Genomic DNA, 16,161 nt, shown 5'->3' on the forward strand with positions numbered 1-16,161 from the left:
CCGAACCGACCTTCGCCCGCCACCGGCTGACTCCGGTCGCCCTCCAGATGGAGGGCCGGGTGACGGGTCCGGGTCGCGGCGCGTCACCGATCCGCTCCCGGTACGGCCAGTTCCGGAAGACCATGCGACTCGGCCGCCGAGCCGGTCTCGGCCTGCCGCCGGCCCGGCCCCGGGCCGGGATAGAGTTGCCACCCGTCGAGCCTGGAGGTTTCCATCATCGAACTGCTGAGCCTGGTGGTGCTCGCCGTCGGCGCGCTCTGCTGTCTGGCGGTGGTGACGGCTGTGGTGCTGGTGGTGGTATGGGCGGTCAGGCGAAACAACAAGAGTTGACGACGGCCCGACGGGTCCGGCCCCGTCCGACCCCGGCCGAGGTGGCGGCGGCGGCCGACCGGCTGCTCCCCGACCTGATCGCCCCGGACCTGGACGTACTCTTCTGCGGGATCAACCCGGGTCTCTACTCGGCGGCGACCGGCTGGCACTTCGCCCGGCCCGGCAACCGGTTCTGGCCGGCCCTGCACCGGGGTGGGTTCACACCGCACCTGGTCGACCCGGCCGACCAGGCCGAACTGCTCGGTCACGGGCTGGGCATCACCAACCTGGCGGCCCGGGCCAGCGCCCGGGCCGACGAACTGACCCGGGACGAACTCGTCGAGGGCGGTCGGCTGCTGGTCCGCAAGGTCCGGCGGTACCGGCCGCGCTGGGTGGCGGTGCTCGGGGTCACGGCGTACCGGACGGCGTTCGAGCGGCGTACGGCGAGGATCGGCCGGCAACCGGAGACGATCGGCGGGGCACACCTGTGGGTACTGCCGAACCCGAGCGGGCTGAACGCACACTTCACCGGGCCGGGGCTGGCCGCCGAGTTCGCGGCGCTGCGGGCGGCGACCCTGGCGGAGACGCGGGGCCAGGGGCCGGGCGACCGCCTGAAGAGTGGACTCGGTCAGACCGGGTCGTAGTCGGGGCGTGGCATCGTGATCACCGGCTCCGGGCCGACCGCGTCGGAGTATGGGGCCGGGGAGCCGGCGACGGCGAACTGCGTCCGGTACAGCTCGGCGTAGAGGCCGCCGACGGCGACCAGTTCCTCGTGCCGGCCCCGCTCGACGATCCGCCCGCCGTCCAGTACCAGGATCTGGTCGGCCTCCCGTACGGTCGACAGCCGGTGCGCGATCACCAGCGCCGTACGCCCGCTCAGCGCCACCGACAGCGCCCGCTGTACCGCCGCCTCCGACTCGGAGTCGAGGTGCGCGGTCGCCTCGTCGAGGATCACGATCGACGGGGCCTTGAGCAGCAGCCGGGCGATGGCGATCCGCTGTTTCTCGCCGCCGGAGAAGCGGTAGCCCCGCTCGCCGACCATGGTGTCGAGCCCGTCCGGCAGCGAGTGGACCAGCTCCGCCACCTGGGCGCCGCGCAGCGCCGCCCAGAGTTCGTCGTCGGTCGCGTCGGGCTTGGCGTAGCGCAGGTTTTCCGCGATCGTCTCGTGGAACAGGTGCGAGTCCTGGGTCACCACCCCGATGGTGTCGCGCAGCGAGTCGAGGGTGGCGTCCCGGACGTCGACGTCACCGACCCGGACCGCCCCGTCGGTCACGTCGTAGATCCGGGAGACCAGCATCGAGGTGGTGGACTTGCCGGCACCGGAGGGCCCGACCAGGGCCACCATCTGGCCCGGCTCGACGGTGAACGAGACGCCGCGCAGCACCGGCTCGTTGACCGTACGGTCGAGTGTGGCGACCTCCTCCAGCGAGGCGAGCGACACCTCGGCGGCGGTCGGATAGCGGAACCGTACGTCGGAGAACTCCAGCCGCCCGGCACCGCGCGGGATCTCGACCGCGGCCGGCTTCTCGGCGATCGACGGGGTCAGGTCGAGCACCTCGAAGACCCGGTCGAAGGAGACCAGCGCGCTCATCACGTCCACCCGGACGTTCGACAGCGCGGTCAGCGGGCCGTAGAGGCGGGTGAGCAGCAGGGCAAGCGTCACCACCGTGCCGGCGCTGACGTTGCCCTGCACCGCGAGCCAGCCGCCGAGCCCGTAGGTCAGCGCCTGGGCCAGCGAGGCGACCAGCAGCATCGCCACGAAGAAGGTGCGGGAGTACATCGCGGACTGGATGCCGATGTCCCGGACCCGCTCGGCCCGGTCGCCGAACCGCCGCGCCTCGACGTCGGGCCGGGCGAAGAGCTTGACCAGCAGCGCCCCGGACACCCCGAACCGCTCGGTCATGGTGGCGTTCATCTTGGCGTCGAGGTCGTACGACTCCCGGGTGATCTCCGCCAGCCGCCGGCCGACCCGGCGGGCCGGGATGATGAAGATCGGCAGCAGGATCAGGGAGAGCGCGGTGATCTGCCAGGAGAGCGTGAACATGACGGCGGCGGTCAGCACGAGCTGGATGATGTTGCTGACCACCCCGGAGAGGGTGCTGGTGAAGGCCCGCTGCGCGCCGGTCACGTCGTTGTTGAGCCGGCTGACCAGCGCCCCGGTCTGGGTACGGGTGAAGAACGGCAGCGGCATCCGCTGGACGTGGTCGTAGACCCGGGTCCGCAGGTTGAGGATGATCCCCTCGCCGATCCGCGCCGAATACCAGCGCTGGGCCAGCGAGAGCAGTGCGTCCAGCACCGCGAGGCCGGCGATCACCAAGGCCAGCCGGATCACCAGCCCGCCCGCGTCGGAGCCGCCCCGGGAAATCGCGTTGATCACGTCACCGGCGAGGACCGGGGTCGCCACCCCGATGATCGCGGCGAAGACCACCGTGACCAGGAACACCACGATGTCGCGCCGGTAGGGTCGGGCGAATTCGACGACCCGGCGTACGCTGCGCCGGCTCACCCGGTGTGCGGTCACCTCGTCGCGGTTACGCAACGAGCGCAGCATGTTCCAACCGCCCATGCTGGCACCGGCACCCATCGGGTTCACCACGCGCGACCTCCCAGTCGTCCTCGACGACTACGACAACCGGAGTGGCGGCCCGATTCTTCCCGAATGATCCCCTGGTCACACACGCCGCCGGCTGATCATGCACGCCGTCGGCGTACAGCCTATTCGCCGGCTCCGACAAGATCGCGCATGCGGCGGGTCTGCGCCTCGCGCTCGGCCCGCTGCTGCTCCGCCGGGGAGCGCCCGGAGGCACCGGCCAGCAGCGCCTTGATCTCCACCACCGCGTCCCGGTTGCCGCTCAGGATCGCCGCGGTCAGGTCCTGGACCGCCGCGTCGAGGTCGTCCGGCGGCACGACCACGGTGGCCAGGCCGAGCCGCTCGGCCTCGGCCGCGTCGATCCGCCGGCCGGTCACGCAGATCTCCAGCGCCCGGGCGTAGCCGACCAACTCCACCAGCCGCTTCGTGCCGGCGAGATCGGGGACCAGGCCGAGGGTGACCTCGGCCATCACGAAGGTGGCGTCCGAGGCCAGCACCCGGAGGTCACAGGCGAGCGCGAGCTGGAAGCCGGCCCCGATCGCGTGCCCCTGCACCGCCGCGACCGAGATCAGGTCGGGGCGGTGCAGCCAGGTGAAGCCGGCCTGGAAGCCGGCGATCCGCTCGGCACACTCCTCGGGCGGCAACCCGGCCAGCTCGACCAGGGAGTTCTCCGCCCCGGCGCCCCCGGTCGGCACCGAGAGGTCGAGCCCGGCGGAAAAGGCCCGACCCTCGCCCCGTACCACCACGACGCGGACGTCACCCGGGAGGTCCCGGGAGAAGTCGTGCATCGCCCGCCACATCTGCGGCGTCTGTGCGTTGAGTACGTCGGGCCGGCACAACGTCAGTGTCGCGACCGGCCCGTCGCAATTGAGTCGTACGCCGACGGTCACGAAGAACTCCGCAGGCGTACGGGTCCGGACCAGGCTGCTGAGCGGGTCACGCCTTCTTCCGACGGCGCGCGCCGCCACGCTGACGAAGCTGTACACCAGACTCGGTGAGCACCCGGTGGATGAACCCGTAGGAACGGCCGGTCGAGGCCGCCAGGGCGCGGATGCTTTCGCCGGAGGTATACCGCTTGACCAGGTCCTTGGCGAGCGTCTGACGCTCGGCTCCGACGATCCGGCGACCCTTCTCAGTGCTGGTGGCTGTGCCAGTGGCTGCCATGTTGATTCCTCACGTCCCAGACTGTGCGGTTCGATACGGTCCCACCTATTAGACCGCCTCGAACGATCATGCGCTAGATATCAACTCTTCGCCAACCGACACGCACAGCAGTGTCAGTTTCCCGATTGAGTGATTGCGCCGCCGACGTCGTCCACACCCACCATCCGGGCTTCCGCCGCACGTCAGCGGGGATGTCGGGCCGCGACCGTCCGGTCACGACCGCGGCCGACGCGGTTTTCCCGCCCCTCGGTCGAGTTTCCTTCCACGCCACGGGAGTTTCGCCTCATCATCCGGCGAGTTTCGTTCCGCCGACGTCAAGTTTCGGCTCAGGTCGCGGAGAGTTTCGTTCCCGGCGCGGATTCCGTCGGGGCGGATTCCGCAGAATGGCGTTCCGGTCCCCGCAGTGTCGTCTGTGCTCGCCGGCGGCAACCCCGAGACATTGTCGTACTGACCGTCCTCTTCGTCACCTCGGCACGGGCGGGACCTTGCCGATCCTGGCAGATCGTCGTCGGTCAGTACCCGAAAATCCCGCCGCCGGGCGGCGGCGGGACCGCCGTCAGGCCAGCTCGACCAGTTCGAGCAGGTCGTCGCTCCAGGCGTCCTCGTCGCCGTCGGGCAGCAGGATCGCCCGGTCGGGCTTGAGCGCCAGCACCGCGCCCGGGTCGTGGGTGACCAGCACGATGGCGCCGGGATAGCGGGCGATGGCGTCGAGCACCTGCTCCCGGCTCACCGGGTCGAGGTTGTTGGTCGGCTCGTCCAGCAGCAGCACGTTCGCGCCCGAGCAGACCAGGGTGGCCAGCGCCAGCCGGGTCTTCTCACCGCCGGAGAGCACCCCCGCCGGCTTGTCCACGTCGTCGCCGGAGAAGAGGAACGCGCCGAGGATCTTTCGCAGATCGGTGTCGGACTGCTCGCTGGCGGCACTGCGCATGTGGTCCAGCACGCTGCGGTCCACGTCGAGCGTCTCGTGCTCCTGCGCGTAGTAGCCCAGCCGCAGCCCGTGGCCCGGCCGCACCTCGCCGGTGTCCGACTCCAGCAGCCCGCCGAGGATCCGCAGCAGGGTGGTCTTGCCGGCACCGTTGAGCCCGAGGATCGCCACCCGGGAGCCCCGGTCGACGGCGACGTCGACGTCGGTGAAGATCTCCAACGAGCCGTACGACTTGGAGAGCCCGCTGGCGGTCAGCGGCGTCTTGCCGCACGGCGCCGGGCTGGGGAACCGGACCTTGGCCACCTTGTCGGCGACCCGGGCCTCCTCCAGTCCGGAGAGCAGCTTCTCGGCCCGCCGGGCCATGTTCTGCGCGGCCACCGTCTTGGTCGCCTTGGCCCGCATCTTGTCGGCCTGGGCCATCAGCGCGCCGGCCTTCTTCTCGGCGTTGGCCCGCTCCCGGCGGCGGCGCCGCTCGTCGGTCTCCCGCTGCTCCAGGTATTTCTGCCAGCCGACGTTGTAGACGTCCACCACCGAGCGGGTGGCGTCCAGGAACCAGACCTTGTTGACCACGGCCTCCAGCAGCGAGGCGTCGTGGCTGATCACGATCAGCCCGCCCTTGTGCCCGTGGAGGAAACCGCGCAGCCAGGTGATCGAGTCGGCGTCCAGGTGGTTGGTCGGCTCGTCGAGCAGCAGGATCCCGCCGCCGTTCTCGGCCGCGTCCCGGAACAGGATCCGGGCCAGCTCGACCCGGCGGCGCTGGCCGCCGGAGAGGGTGCCGATGGTCTGCGCGAGTACCCGGTCCGGCAGGCCGAGGTTGGCGCAGATCCGTGCCGCCTCCGCCTCGGCGGCGTACCCGCCGAGGGAGGCGAACTGGTCCTCCAGCGCGCCGTACCGGCGGACCAGCCGGTCGTCGCCGGCCTCGTCGGCGAGCCGCTGCTCGATCTCCTTCATCTGGGCCATCAGCACGTCCAGGCCCCGGGCGGAGAGCACCCGGTCCCGGGCGGTGACGCCGAGGTCGCCGGTGCGCGGGTCCTGCGGCAGGTAGCCGACCTGGCTACGCCGGTCGAGCTGGCCGGAGTAGGGCTGACCCTCGCCGGCCAGCACCTTGAGGGTGGTGGTCTTGCCGGCGCCGTTGCGGCCGACCAGGCCGATCCGGTCGCCGGGCTGGACCCGCAGCGTGGTGTCGGACAGCAGGATCCGGGCGCCGGCACGGAGTTCCAGGCCGTTCGCAGTGATCATGTCGGAGGACTCGCTCTCGGGGTCGAAGGCTGACTCAGGGCACACGAACAAGCCGGCGGACCACGGATCCGTCGGCTCGGGGCGTTCAGCCTTCGCAGAGCAGCACGGTCCGATTGTACCGGGCGCCCGAACCGGACCGGTGCCGGATTACCGATCAAGATCACCGGATATCGACCATTCGCGACGTACGGCCGGGCACACGACATCCGGCAAGACATCGGCGACCAGGGCGATCAGGGTACGTGAGGGAACTCAGGAGGACGTCCGGATCGATTACGGCACCGAACCCTGACCGGCTCGGCGGCCCGTCAGGGGTCGCGGACCAGCACGCGTACCGCCCGGGCGGCGGAGATCGCGTCGACCAGTACGGTGTGCCGGGGTTCGGGTACGTCGAGCAGCCGCTCGGCCCGCAGCGCCGCCACCGGGGCCAGCCGCCGGTCGGCCAGGATGGTCTCCACCGCCCGCCGGTCGCCGCCGGCCACCACCGCGGCGAGCCGGCCGGCCTCGGGCAGCAGCAGCCGGACGGCCAACTCCGCCCCGTCCGCGGCGGCTGCCTTCGCCTGGTTGTCCCGCCGCCGGGCGAACCGCTGCTGTGACCAGCCGCCGGCCGCGGTACGGCCCTGCACGTAGCGGCTGTCCACCTTGGAGACGACGAGTTGGTCGCCGTCGGCGACGCCGACCGCCACCGCCCCCTTGCGAGCCAGCAGCAGGCCCAGCCGGCGGGGCGCCTCGGCACCGGTCAGAAAGCCGGGCAGGTCCTCCGCGCCGGGCGCGCCCGGCGGCGGGTGCAGCACCGCGAGCGTGCCGTCCGGGGCGGTCAGCCGCAGCCCGTCCGGCTCGGCGGCGACCTCGGGCGGCCCGCCGTGCCGCTCGGCGAAGCCGTCGAGCCAGCGGGCGAGCCGGGCCGGGGGCACGTCCACCCACCGGCCGCCACCGGCAGCGGGTCGGCTGTTCACCCCCGAACGGTACGACGCCCACCACCGCCACCCCGTCACCGGGTCCGAACAGCGGCAGGACAGCAAGATTCAGCGCAGTCACCCGGTCGAGTTCCGGCTCCACCGGGATCAGCGGCAGGACAGCGAGATTCAGCGCAGTGCTGGACGGCGAGCGCGCCGATCAGCGGAGCAGCAGTTGGACGGCGAGCGCGGCGATCAGTGTGCTGGAGACGAGGGCGGTGCCCAACCGGCCCCGGGGCCCGGAGAGTACCCGGCCGATCAGCGAACCGCCGGAGGCGACCAGCAACTGCCAACTCGCCGAGGCGACGAAGGCGGCGAACGCGAAGACCAGTTCCGCGCCGGCCGACCAGTCGGTACCGGCCCGCCGGCCGAGCACCAGGGCGGCGAAGTAGAGGATCGTCATCGGGTTCAGCAGGGTCAGCGCCAGCAGCCCGCCGTACGCCCGGAACGGCGTACCCAGGCTCCGGTCGGTCCTGGCAGCCCGGCCGGGATCGGCCCGGTGCCGGATGGCGCCCCAGGCTCCCGTACCGGCCAGCAGCAGCAGTACGCCGACCGCGACCCAGCGCAGCGGCTCGGCGATCGGCTCGATCAGGCCGGCCAGCGCGGCACCGCCGAGCACGGCGACAGCCGCGTACAGCCCGTCGGCGGTGGCGACCCCGAGCGCGGCGGCGACGCCGACCCGGATCGAGGTACGCGCGGTCAGTCCGATCACGAGGATGGCGATGGCGCCGACCGGCACGGCTACGCCGTATCCGGCGAGCATGCCGGCGACGAGCGCGTCGGTCACGACGATGCCGGGGTGATCGGGGCCGGCCGGGTGCGCTTCCGCTGTCGCCGGGCGGCCCGGACGGGCGCGGCGGCGGGAGCGGAGGTGCACGAGGTAGGCGCGATCACGGGACGATTCTGGCCCGTCCCGCACCGGCCCGCGACGGATTATCCGCCGGTGGCGGTTATCCGCCGGCACAGGTTCTCCGCCGGCACGGGCGAGGTCCGCCATGTTCGCCCGAGGAGAGATCGCCAGCACGGTGGCGCCGATCCAGGACTATCTATCGGCCCGGTGAACTCGTTACCATCCGGTAGCCGAATGTTGCTCACATTCGCCCGTACCGGCGGAAGGATCTTCCGATGGCCCACCGTCCCCGCCGCCACGTCGCCGCCGGGATCGCGCTGCTCGGCGCGGCCGTGCTCGCGTTCACCGCCGCCCCGGCCCCGGCCGCCGCACCCGCCGCCCCGCCCGCCGCGCCGGCTGGCCTGGGCGCCGCGCTGGCCGCCGCTCCCGCCGCCACCCGGGCCAGCACCGCCTTCACGGCCGACGACTACTGCCTGGGCGAGTGCGCCGACATCCTGCCGCCGGGCCAGAACGGCAACGCGACCCTGGTCGAGGTACTGGCCAACCAGGCGCTCGGGGTACTGCCCCGGCACGCCGGCGACCAGCTCGACCGGTACGCCAGCCTGGTCTACGGGTACGCCGGGCTGCGCGAGGAGCAACTCGGGGCGTTCTTCAACGACGCCTCCTTCGGGGTACCGCCCGGCCAGGTGGAACGCAGCTACTCGCCGCGCGCCGACGTCACGGTGGTGCGGGACCGGGCGACCGGCGTCCCGCACGTCACCGGCAGCACCCGGGGCGGCACGATGTTTGGCGCCGGGTATGTCGGCGCGGAGGATCGACTCTTCACCATGGACCTGCTCCGGCACGTCGGCCGGGGCACCCTCACCCCGTTCGCCGGCGGGGCACCCGGCAACCGGGCACTCGAACAGAGCGTCTGGCGGAACTCGCCGTACACCGAGGCGGACCTGGCGGCCCAGGTCGCCGCGCTGCGCCAGCGCGGTCCCCGGGGTGAACAGCTCCACGCCGACGTGCAGGAGTACATCGCCGGGATCAACGCGTACATCCGGCACTGCATGGCCAACCGCAACTGCCCCGGGGAGTACGTCCTCACCGGGCACCTGGACGCGATCACCAACGCGGGCGGGCCGGAGCCGTTCCAGATGACCGACCTGATCGCGATCTCCGGTGTGGTCGGCGGGCTCTTCGGCGGCGGTGGCGGGCACGAGATGCAGTCGGCACTGGTCCGGATCGCCGCCCGGGCGAAGTACGGGCCGGTCGAGGGTGACCGGGTGTGGACGGCGTTCCGGATGCAGAACAACCCGGAGACCGTGCTGACCCTGCACGACGGGCAGCGCTTCCCGTACGGCGCCGCCGACCCGGACGCGCCCAGCGTGGTACTGCCGGACCCGGGTTCGGCCCGGCCGGAGGCGGTCACCGCCAACCCGACCGGCTCGGCCCGGCAGGCCACCGGCGGGCCGTCCGAGCTGGCCGCCGCGCTGTCGGGGCTGACCATCACACCGCGGGGGATGTCGAACGCGGCCGTGATCTCCGGCGCGCACTCCGTCACCGGACATCCGATCGCGGTCTTCGGGCCGCAGACCGGCTACTTCGCGCCGCAACTGCTGATGATGCAGGAGTTGCAGGGGCCGGGGATCAGCGCCCGGGGCGCCGCGTTCGCCGGGGTGAACCTCTACGTGCTGCTCGGCCGGGGCCAGGACTACGCCTGGAGCGCCACCTCGGCCACCCAGGACATCACCGACACCTACGCGGTGCCGCTCTGCACCACCGACGGCAGTGCGCCGACGCTCAACAGCACCTTCTACCGCTATCGCGGCCAGTGCCTGGCGATGGAGGAGATCTCGCACGTCAACTCGTGGCGGCCGACGGTCGCGGACGGCACGGCGGCCGGCTCGTACACGATGGTCGCCCGACGGACCAGGCTGGGGCTGGTGGCCTGGCGGGGCACGGTCGGCGGGGTGCCGCACGCGTTCACCCAGCTCCGGTCGACGTACCGGCACGAGGCCGACTCGGCGATCGGGTTCCAGATGTTCAACGACCCCGCCGCGATGGGTTCCGCCGCCCAGTTCACCGCCGCGGCGTCCGAGATCGGGTACGCCTTCAACTGGTTCTACGTCAACTCCCGCCAGGCGGCATACGTCAACTCGGGGCTGAACCCGGTCCGGGCCGCCGGCAGCAACCCGAACCTGCCGATCCGGGCCGAGCCGGCGTACGAGTGGCAGGGCTTCGACCCGGCCACCAACACCGCGACCTACCACCCCGCGTCGGCGCACCCGAACTCGGTCGACCAGGACTACTACGTGAGTTGGAACAACAAGCAGGCCGCCGACTACGGCGCCTCGGACGGCAACTTCAGCTTCGCCCCGGTGCACCGGGGCGACCTGCTGGACAAGCCGATCCGGGCGGCGATCGAGGCCGGGCAGAAGTTCGACCGCGCCTCGCTGACCGCGCTGGTACAGCGGGCCGGCCTCACCGACCTGCGCGGGGTCGAGGTGCTGGACGAGCTGATCCGGGTGCTGGAGAGCCAACCGGTCGGCGACGCCGGGCTGGCCGGGGTGGTCGGCCGGCTGAAGGCGTGGCGGCAGGCCGGGGCGCTGCGGGTGGAGACCTCCGCCGGCGCGAAGACCTACCAGCACGCCGAGGCGATCCGGGTCTTCGACGCCTGGTGGCCGCTGCTGGTCCGGGGCCAGTTCGCCGGGCCGCTCGGCGGCGACCTCTACCAGGCGCTGGTCAACGCGATGCAGCTCAACGAGTCACCCTCGGGGCACCAGCAGGGGGACACCTCGGACCTGCCCGGGTCGGCCGCCGACGCGCAGACGCACAAGGGCTCGTCCTTCCAGTACGGCTGGTGGGGCTATGTCGACGCCGACCTGCGGGCGGTACTCGGCGAGCCGGTGTCCGGCGGGCTCGGCCGGACGTACTGCGGGGACGGTGGGCTGACCGCCTGCCGGCAGATCCTGCTGGACACGCTGCGGACCGCCGCCGCCCAGCCGGCCGCCGAGGTCTATCCCGGCGACGAGCACTGCGCCGCCGGGGACCAGTGGTGCGCCGACGCCATCGTGCAGTCCCCGCTGGGCGGGATCCGGCACGGCACGATCGCCTGGCAGAACCGGCCGACGTACCAGCAGGTGGTGTCGTTCCCGGCCGGGCGCGGCGACGACCTGACCAACCTCGCCGCCGGGCGACCGGTCTCCGCGTCCAGCAGCCAACTCGGCAACGGCGCCGCCCGCGCGGTGGACGGCGATCCGGGTACCCGCTGGGCCAGCTCCTGGTCCGACAACCAGTCCATCACCGTCGACCTCGGGTCGACCCGGACCGTGGGTCGGGTGGTGCTGCACTGGGAGGCGGCGTACGCGAAGTCGTACCGGATCGAGGTCTCCGCCGACGGTACGAACTGGAGCCCGGTCTGGTCGACCACGGCCGGCGACGGCGGCACCGACACCCTCGACTTCCCCGACACCACCACCCGCTACCTGCGGATGCAGGGCCTCACCCGCGCCACCACCTACGGCTTCTCCCTCTGGGAGTTCGAGGCGTACGCACACTGAGATCGGCAGACCTTGACGACGTGTTGTCGTTCCGGCGACTGTCGTTCCGGCGACAACAAGTCGTCAACATCTACCACACCCGGACGAGCCGCTCAGACGTTGAAGCCGAGGGCGCGGAGCTGGTCGCGGCCCTCGTCGGTGATCTTGTCTGGGCCCCACGGGGGGAGCCAGACCCAGTTGATCCGGATGTCGTTGACCAGGCCGCCGCCGGGGCCGGTGGTCAGCGCCGAGCGGGCCTGGTCCTCGATCACGTCGGTCAGCGGGCAGGCCGCCGAGGTGAGCGTCATGTCCAGGGTCGCGACGTTCTCGTCGTCGACGTGTACCCCGTAGACCAGACCCAGGTCGACCACGTTGATGCCCAGCTCGGGGTCGACGACGTCCTTCATCGCCTCTTCGATGTCGGCGACCGCCGCCTTGCCGGTCGACCCCGTCGACTCGGCCGACGCGGTCGTCGTGTCCTGATCAGTCATGCCGTCTTCACCTCGCTCCGCTCGTTACTGTCCTCGTTGCCGGCCTCGACGTCCACGCCGGCCCGGGCCGCGGCGTCCTTGAACGCCATCCAGGGCAGCAGCGCGCACTTCACCCGGGCCGGATAGCGGGCCACCCCGGCGAACGCCACCGCGTCGCCGAGCAGCTCCTCCTCCGGGGTCACCTGCCCGCGCCCGGACATCAGCTCGACGAAGGCGGCGTGCACCGCGAACGCCTGCCCGGTGTCCCGGCCGGTGAGCAGCTCGTGCAGCACACTTGCCGACGCCTGGCTGATCGAGCAACCCATTCCGTCGTACGAGACGTCACTGAGCGTGTCGTCGTCCAGGGCCACCCGGATGGTCACCTCGTCCCCGCAGGTCGGGTTCACGTGGTGCGCCTCGGCGGCGTACGGCTCGCGCAGCCCGCGCCCGTGCGGGTGCTTGTAGTGGTCCAGGATGATCTCCTGGTAGAGCTGGTCGACCTGCATTACCCGAACACCTTCCGTACCTGTTCCAGCCCGCGCACCAGAGCGTCGACCTCGCCGGTCGTGGTGTACAGGTAGAACGAGGCGCGGGTGGTCGCCGGTACGCCGAACCGGACGCAGACCGGTCGCGCACAGTGATGGCCGACCCGCACCTCGACGCCCTCGGCGTCCAGCACCTGACCCACGTCGTGCGGGTGGATGCCCTCCAGCCCGAACGAGATCGTCCCGCCCCGGCCGACGGGTACGGTCGGACCGAAGATCCGCAGCCCGGGAACGGTCTCCAGGGCGTCCAGCGCGTACGCGGTCAGCTCCTTCTCGTGCCACTGGATCGCCCGCATGCCGATCCCGGTCAGGTAGTCCACCGCCGCGCCCAGCGCCACCGCCTCGGCGATCGGCGGGGTACCCGCCTCGAACCGGGCCGGCGGCGGCGCGTAGGTCGAGCCGGTCATCGCGACCGTCTCGATCATCGAACCACCGCCGAAGACCGGCGGCATCGCGGCCAGCAGCTCGCCCCGGCCCCAGAGCACCCCGATCCCGCTCGGCGCGCACATCTTGTGCCCGGTGAACGCGATGAAGTCGGCGTCCAGGTCGACCACGTCGACCGGCAGGTGCGGCACCGACTGCGAGCAGTCGAGCAGCAGCAGCGCGCCGACCTGGCGGACCCGCTCGGTGATCCGGGCGGTGGCGTTGATCGTGCCGAGGATGTTGGACATGTGCACGAACGAGACCAGCTTGGTCCGCTCGTTGACCAGCTCCTCCAGCCCCGACTCGTCGAGCCGGCCGCCGTCGGTGACCGGGAACCAGCGCAGCGTCGCGCCGGTCCGCTCGCAGAGGAGCTGCCACGGCACGATGTTGGAGTGGTGCTCCATCTCGGAGATCACGATCTCGTCGCCGGGGCCGAGCCGGAACCTCGGGTCACCTCCCGCGCCGACCGAGGCGTTGGAGAAGGCGTACGCGACCAGGTTGATCGCCTCGGTGGAGTTCTTGACGAACACCACCTCGTCCGGGCTCGGCGCGTTGATGAAGGTCGCGACCTTCGCCCGGGCCCCCTCGTACGCCTCGGTCGCCTCGGTGCCGACCGTGTGCACCGAGCGGGAGACGTTGCCGTTGTGCCGCTCGTAGTGCTGGCGCAGCGCGTCCAGCACCTGCCGGGGCTTCTGCGAGGTGTTCGCGCTGTCGAGGTAGACCATCGGGTGGCCGTTGACCTCGCGCCCCAGGATCGGGAAGTCGGCGCGTACCGCCTCGACGTCGTAGCGCGGCACGTCGTCGTACTGTGGCATCCCCGGTGGGATCGCGATGCTGGTCATCTCGATGGTGCCCTTCCGGCTCTCAGGCCCGGGCCGTGCCGGCGCCGGCGACGTACCGCTCGTAGCCCTCGGCCTCGAGCTTCTCGGCCAGCTCCGGGCCGCCCTCCTCGACGATCCGGCCGGCGACGAAGACGTGCACGAAGTCCGGCGTGATGTAGCGGAGGATCCGGGTGTAGTGGGTGATCAGCAGCAGCCCGGTCTCGCCGGTCTCGCGGACCCGGTTGACGCCCTCGCTGACCACCCGCAGGGCGTCGATGTCGAGGCCGGAGTCGGTCTCGTCGAGGATCGCCACCTTCGGCTTGAGCAGTTCGAGCTGGACGATCTCGTGCCGCTTCTTCTCACCGCCGGAGAAGCCCTCGTTCACGTTCCGCTGGGCGAACGCCGGGTCCATCTGGAGCCGCTCCATCGCGCCGCGCAGCTCGCCGGCCCAGGTGCGCAGCTTCGGCGCCTCGCCGTCCACCGCCGTCTTCGCGGTGCGGAGGAAGTTCGCCACCGACACCCCGGGCACCTCGACCGGGTACTGCATGGCCAGGAAGAGGCCGGCGCGGGCCCGCTCGTCGACGGCCATCGACAGCACGTCGACGCCGTCCAGGGTCACCGAACCGCCGGTGATCTCGTATTTCGGGTGCCCGGCGATCGAGTACGCCAGCGTCGACTTGCCGGACCCGTTCGGGCCCATGATGGCGTGGGTCTCCCCCGCCCGCACGGTGAGGTCGACCCCGGCCAGGATCGGCTTCAGCTCGCCCTCGGGCAGCCGGACCGACACCTGTAGGTCACGGATCTCCAGAACGCTCATGGTGCGGTAACTCCATTGCTCGGTGTGAGACTCAGGTAGATGTCGCCGTCGCGGATCTCGACGGGATAGACGGGTACGGGTTCGGTGGCGGGCAGCCCGGTCGGCTCACCGGTACGCAGGTCGAAGCGGGAGCCGTGCAGCCAGCACTCCAGGGTGCAGCCGTCGACCTCGCCCTCGGAGAGCGCGACGGCGGCGTGCGAGCACTCGTCGCGTACGGCATAGAAGTTGCCGTCCTCGGCGTGCACGACGGCGATCTCCGTGCCGTCCACGTCGGCGGAGATGGCGGTGCCCTTCGGTACGTCCTCGGTCGAACAGATCCGGATCATCAGGCCGCAGCCTTCGCGAGTCGGGTCTCGATCTGCTCGCCCAGCCGGTCCCGCAGTCCCTCGGCCGGGATCTTGTTCAGCAGTTCGGCGAAGAAGCCCCGGACCACCAGCTTGCGCGCCTCGTCCTCCGGGATGCCCCGAGCCATCAGGTAGAAGAGCTGCTCGTCGTCGAAGCGCCCGGTCGCGCTGGCGTGCCCGGCGCCGGCCACCTCGCCGGTCTCGATCTCCAGGTTGGGTACGGAATCGGCCCGGGCGCCGTCGGTCAGCACCAGGTTGCGGTTGATCTCGTACGTGTCGGTACCGGTGGCGGCGGCCCGGATCAGCACGTCGCCGACCCAGACGGTGTGCGCGCTGGCGCCCTGGAGCGCGCCCCGGTAGCCGACGTAGCTGCGGCAGTCCGGCACGCTGTGGTCGACGAGTTGGCGGTGCTCCAGGTGCTGGCCGGCGTCGGCGAAGTAGAGGCCGTAGAGTTCGGCCTCGCCGCCCCGGCCGGTGTATTCCACGCTGGTGTACTGCCGGACCAGCTCCCCGCCCAGGCTCACCTGGACGTGCGTCACCTTGGCGTCCCGGCCGAGCCGGACCTTCAGGTGCTGGGCCTGCACCGCGTCCGATGCCCAGTCGGCGACGGTCACCAGGGTCAGCCTGGCACCCTCGTCGACCGCGACCTCGACGTTGTCGGCCAGGGTCACCGAACCGGTCTGCTCCAGCACCAGCGTCACCTCGGCGAACCGGCCGACGTCGACGAAGGTGTGCCCGAAGGAGGCACCGTCGGCGCCCTGCCCGACCAGCCGGACGGTCACCGGCTCGGCCGGCCGGGTCTCCGGGGCCACCGCGACGACCACCGCCTCGCCGGCCCGGCCGTGCGCCAGCGCGCTGATCCGGTCGAACGGGGTCAGCACGCTGCCGATCCGGGCGTCACCCTCGTGTACGCCGCCGAAGGTCACCCCGTCGGGCAGCGCGGCGACCTCGTAGCGCAGCCGGCCGTCGACCGGGGTGAACGTGTCGTCGGCCAGGCCGTGCAGCCGCTTCAGCGGGGTGAACCGCCACTCCTCCTCCAGGCCGGTCAGGGCCGGGAAGTCGCGGACGTCGTACGAGCGGAGCGTCTGCGCCTTGGTCTGCGCGACCGGCGCGGCGGGCGCGAATGCTTCGGTAGTCATCTCTTCCTTGGTCTTGTCTCGCGAGGTCCGAGGCGGATCGGCGGG

General features: G+C 71.7%; 14 protein-coding genes. 2 read left to right on the plus strand and 12 right to left on the minus strand.

All coding sequences use genetic code 11. The features are described 5' to 3' along the window. Positions 1 to 299 precede the first annotated feature (299 nt). The gene (gene mug, locus Pma05_RS38045; protein WP_203862383.1) at positions 300 to 953 is read left to right on the plus strand and encodes a G/U mismatch-specific DNA glycosylase; all 654 of its coding nucleotides are present in this window, start codon (positions 300 to 302) and stop codon (positions 951 to 953) included. Here mug and Pma05_RS38050 read toward each other — a convergent pair. From Pma05_RS38050 to Pma05_RS38075, 6 genes are all read right to left on the minus strand, one after another. Beyond that, positions 938 to 2,893 (minus strand): ABC transporter ATP-binding protein, encoded by a 1,956-nt coding sequence (locus tag Pma05_RS38050; protein WP_239314000.1) that lies wholly within the window; start codon positions 2,891 to 2,893, stop codon positions 938 to 940. The genes mug and Pma05_RS38050 overlap by 16 nt on opposite strands. Before the next feature lie 131 nt (positions 2,894 to 3,024). Continuing rightward, the gene (locus Pma05_RS38055; RefSeq protein ID WP_203862417.1) at positions 3,025 to 3,789 is read right to left on the minus strand and encodes an enoyl-CoA hydratase/isomerase family protein; all 765 of its coding nucleotides are present in this window, start codon (positions 3,787 to 3,789) and stop codon (positions 3,025 to 3,027) included. Between the two features lie 46 nt (positions 3,790 to 3,835). Continuing rightward, entirely contained in the window at positions 3,836 to 4,063 is a 228-nt protein-coding gene (locus tag Pma05_RS38060; RefSeq protein ID WP_007462679.1) for a helix-turn-helix domain-containing protein, read from the minus strand. 556 nt (positions 4,064 to 4,619) lie between these two features. Then, entirely contained in the window at positions 4,620 to 6,227 is a 1,608-nt protein-coding gene (locus tag Pma05_RS38065) for an ABC-F family ATP-binding cassette domain-containing protein (protein WP_203862384.1), read from the minus strand. Between the two features lie 308 nt (positions 6,228 to 6,535). Further along, entirely contained in the window at positions 6,536 to 7,183 is a 648-nt protein-coding gene (locus tag Pma05_RS38070; protein WP_275414811.1) for an acVLRF1 family peptidyl-tRNA hydrolase, read from the minus strand. A gap of 160 nt (positions 7,184 to 7,343) precedes the next feature. Further along, positions 7,344 to 7,946: a LysE family transporter gene (locus Pma05_RS38075; RefSeq protein ID WP_203862419.1), complete on the minus strand. Its 603-nt coding sequence runs from the start codon at positions 7,944 to 7,946 to the stop codon at positions 7,344 to 7,346. 362 nt (positions 7,947 to 8,308) lie between these two features. Between Pma05_RS38075 and Pma05_RS38080 the strand changes: the two genes are divergently transcribed. Continuing rightward, on the plus strand, positions 8,309 to 11,578 hold the full coding sequence (locus tag Pma05_RS38080; RefSeq protein WP_203862385.1) for a penicillin acylase family protein: 3,270 nt from the start codon (positions 8,309 to 8,311) through the stop codon (positions 11,576 to 11,578). 92 nt (positions 11,579 to 11,670) lie between these two features. Here Pma05_RS38080 and Pma05_RS38085 read toward each other — a convergent pair whose 3' ends face one another. The 6 genes from Pma05_RS38085 to sufD are packed head-to-tail and all read right to left on the minus strand — an operon-like array spanning position 11,671 to position 16,116. Continuing rightward, complete coding sequence (locus Pma05_RS38085; protein ID WP_203862386.1) at positions 11,671 to 12,048, minus strand: metal-sulfur cluster assembly factor; 378 nt, start codon at positions 12,046 to 12,048, stop codon at positions 11,671 to 11,673. Next, entirely contained in the window at positions 12,045 to 12,533 is a 489-nt protein-coding gene (gene sufU / locus Pma05_RS38090; RefSeq protein WP_203862387.1) for a Fe-S cluster assembly sulfur transfer protein SufU, read from the minus strand. The genes Pma05_RS38085 and sufU overlap by 4 nt, the downstream gene beginning before the upstream one ends. Then, positions 12,533 to 13,837: a cysteine desulfurase gene (locus Pma05_RS38095; RefSeq protein ID WP_203862388.1), complete on the minus strand. Its 1,305-nt coding sequence runs from the start codon at positions 13,835 to 13,837 to the stop codon at positions 12,533 to 12,535. Before Pma05_RS38095 ends, sufU begins: the two co-directional genes overlap by 1 nt. 22 nt (positions 13,838 to 13,859) lie before the next feature. After that, the gene (sufC, locus tag Pma05_RS38100) at positions 13,860 to 14,633 is read right to left on the minus strand and encodes a Fe-S cluster assembly ATPase SufC (RefSeq protein ID WP_203862389.1); all 774 of its coding nucleotides are present in this window, start codon (positions 14,631 to 14,633) and stop codon (positions 13,860 to 13,862) included. Then, positions 14,630 to 14,959, minus strand: a complete 330-nt coding sequence (locus tag Pma05_RS38105; RefSeq protein WP_203862390.1) for a non-heme iron oxygenase ferredoxin subunit — start codon at positions 14,957 to 14,959, stop codon at positions 14,630 to 14,632. Before Pma05_RS38105 ends, sufC begins: the two co-directional genes overlap by 4 nt. After that, positions 14,959 to 16,116, minus strand: a complete 1,158-nt coding sequence (gene sufD, locus Pma05_RS38110; protein ID WP_203862391.1) for a Fe-S cluster assembly protein SufD — start codon at positions 16,114 to 16,116, stop codon at positions 14,959 to 14,961. The genes Pma05_RS38105 and sufD overlap by 1 nt, the downstream gene beginning before the upstream one ends. Positions 16,117 to 16,161 lie beyond the last annotated feature (45 nt).

The sequence above is a fragment of the Plantactinospora mayteni genome, assembly GCF_016862935.1.
GTDB classification, from domain to species: Bacteria; Actinomycetota; Actinomycetes; order Mycobacteriales; family Micromonosporaceae; genus Plantactinospora; species Plantactinospora mayteni.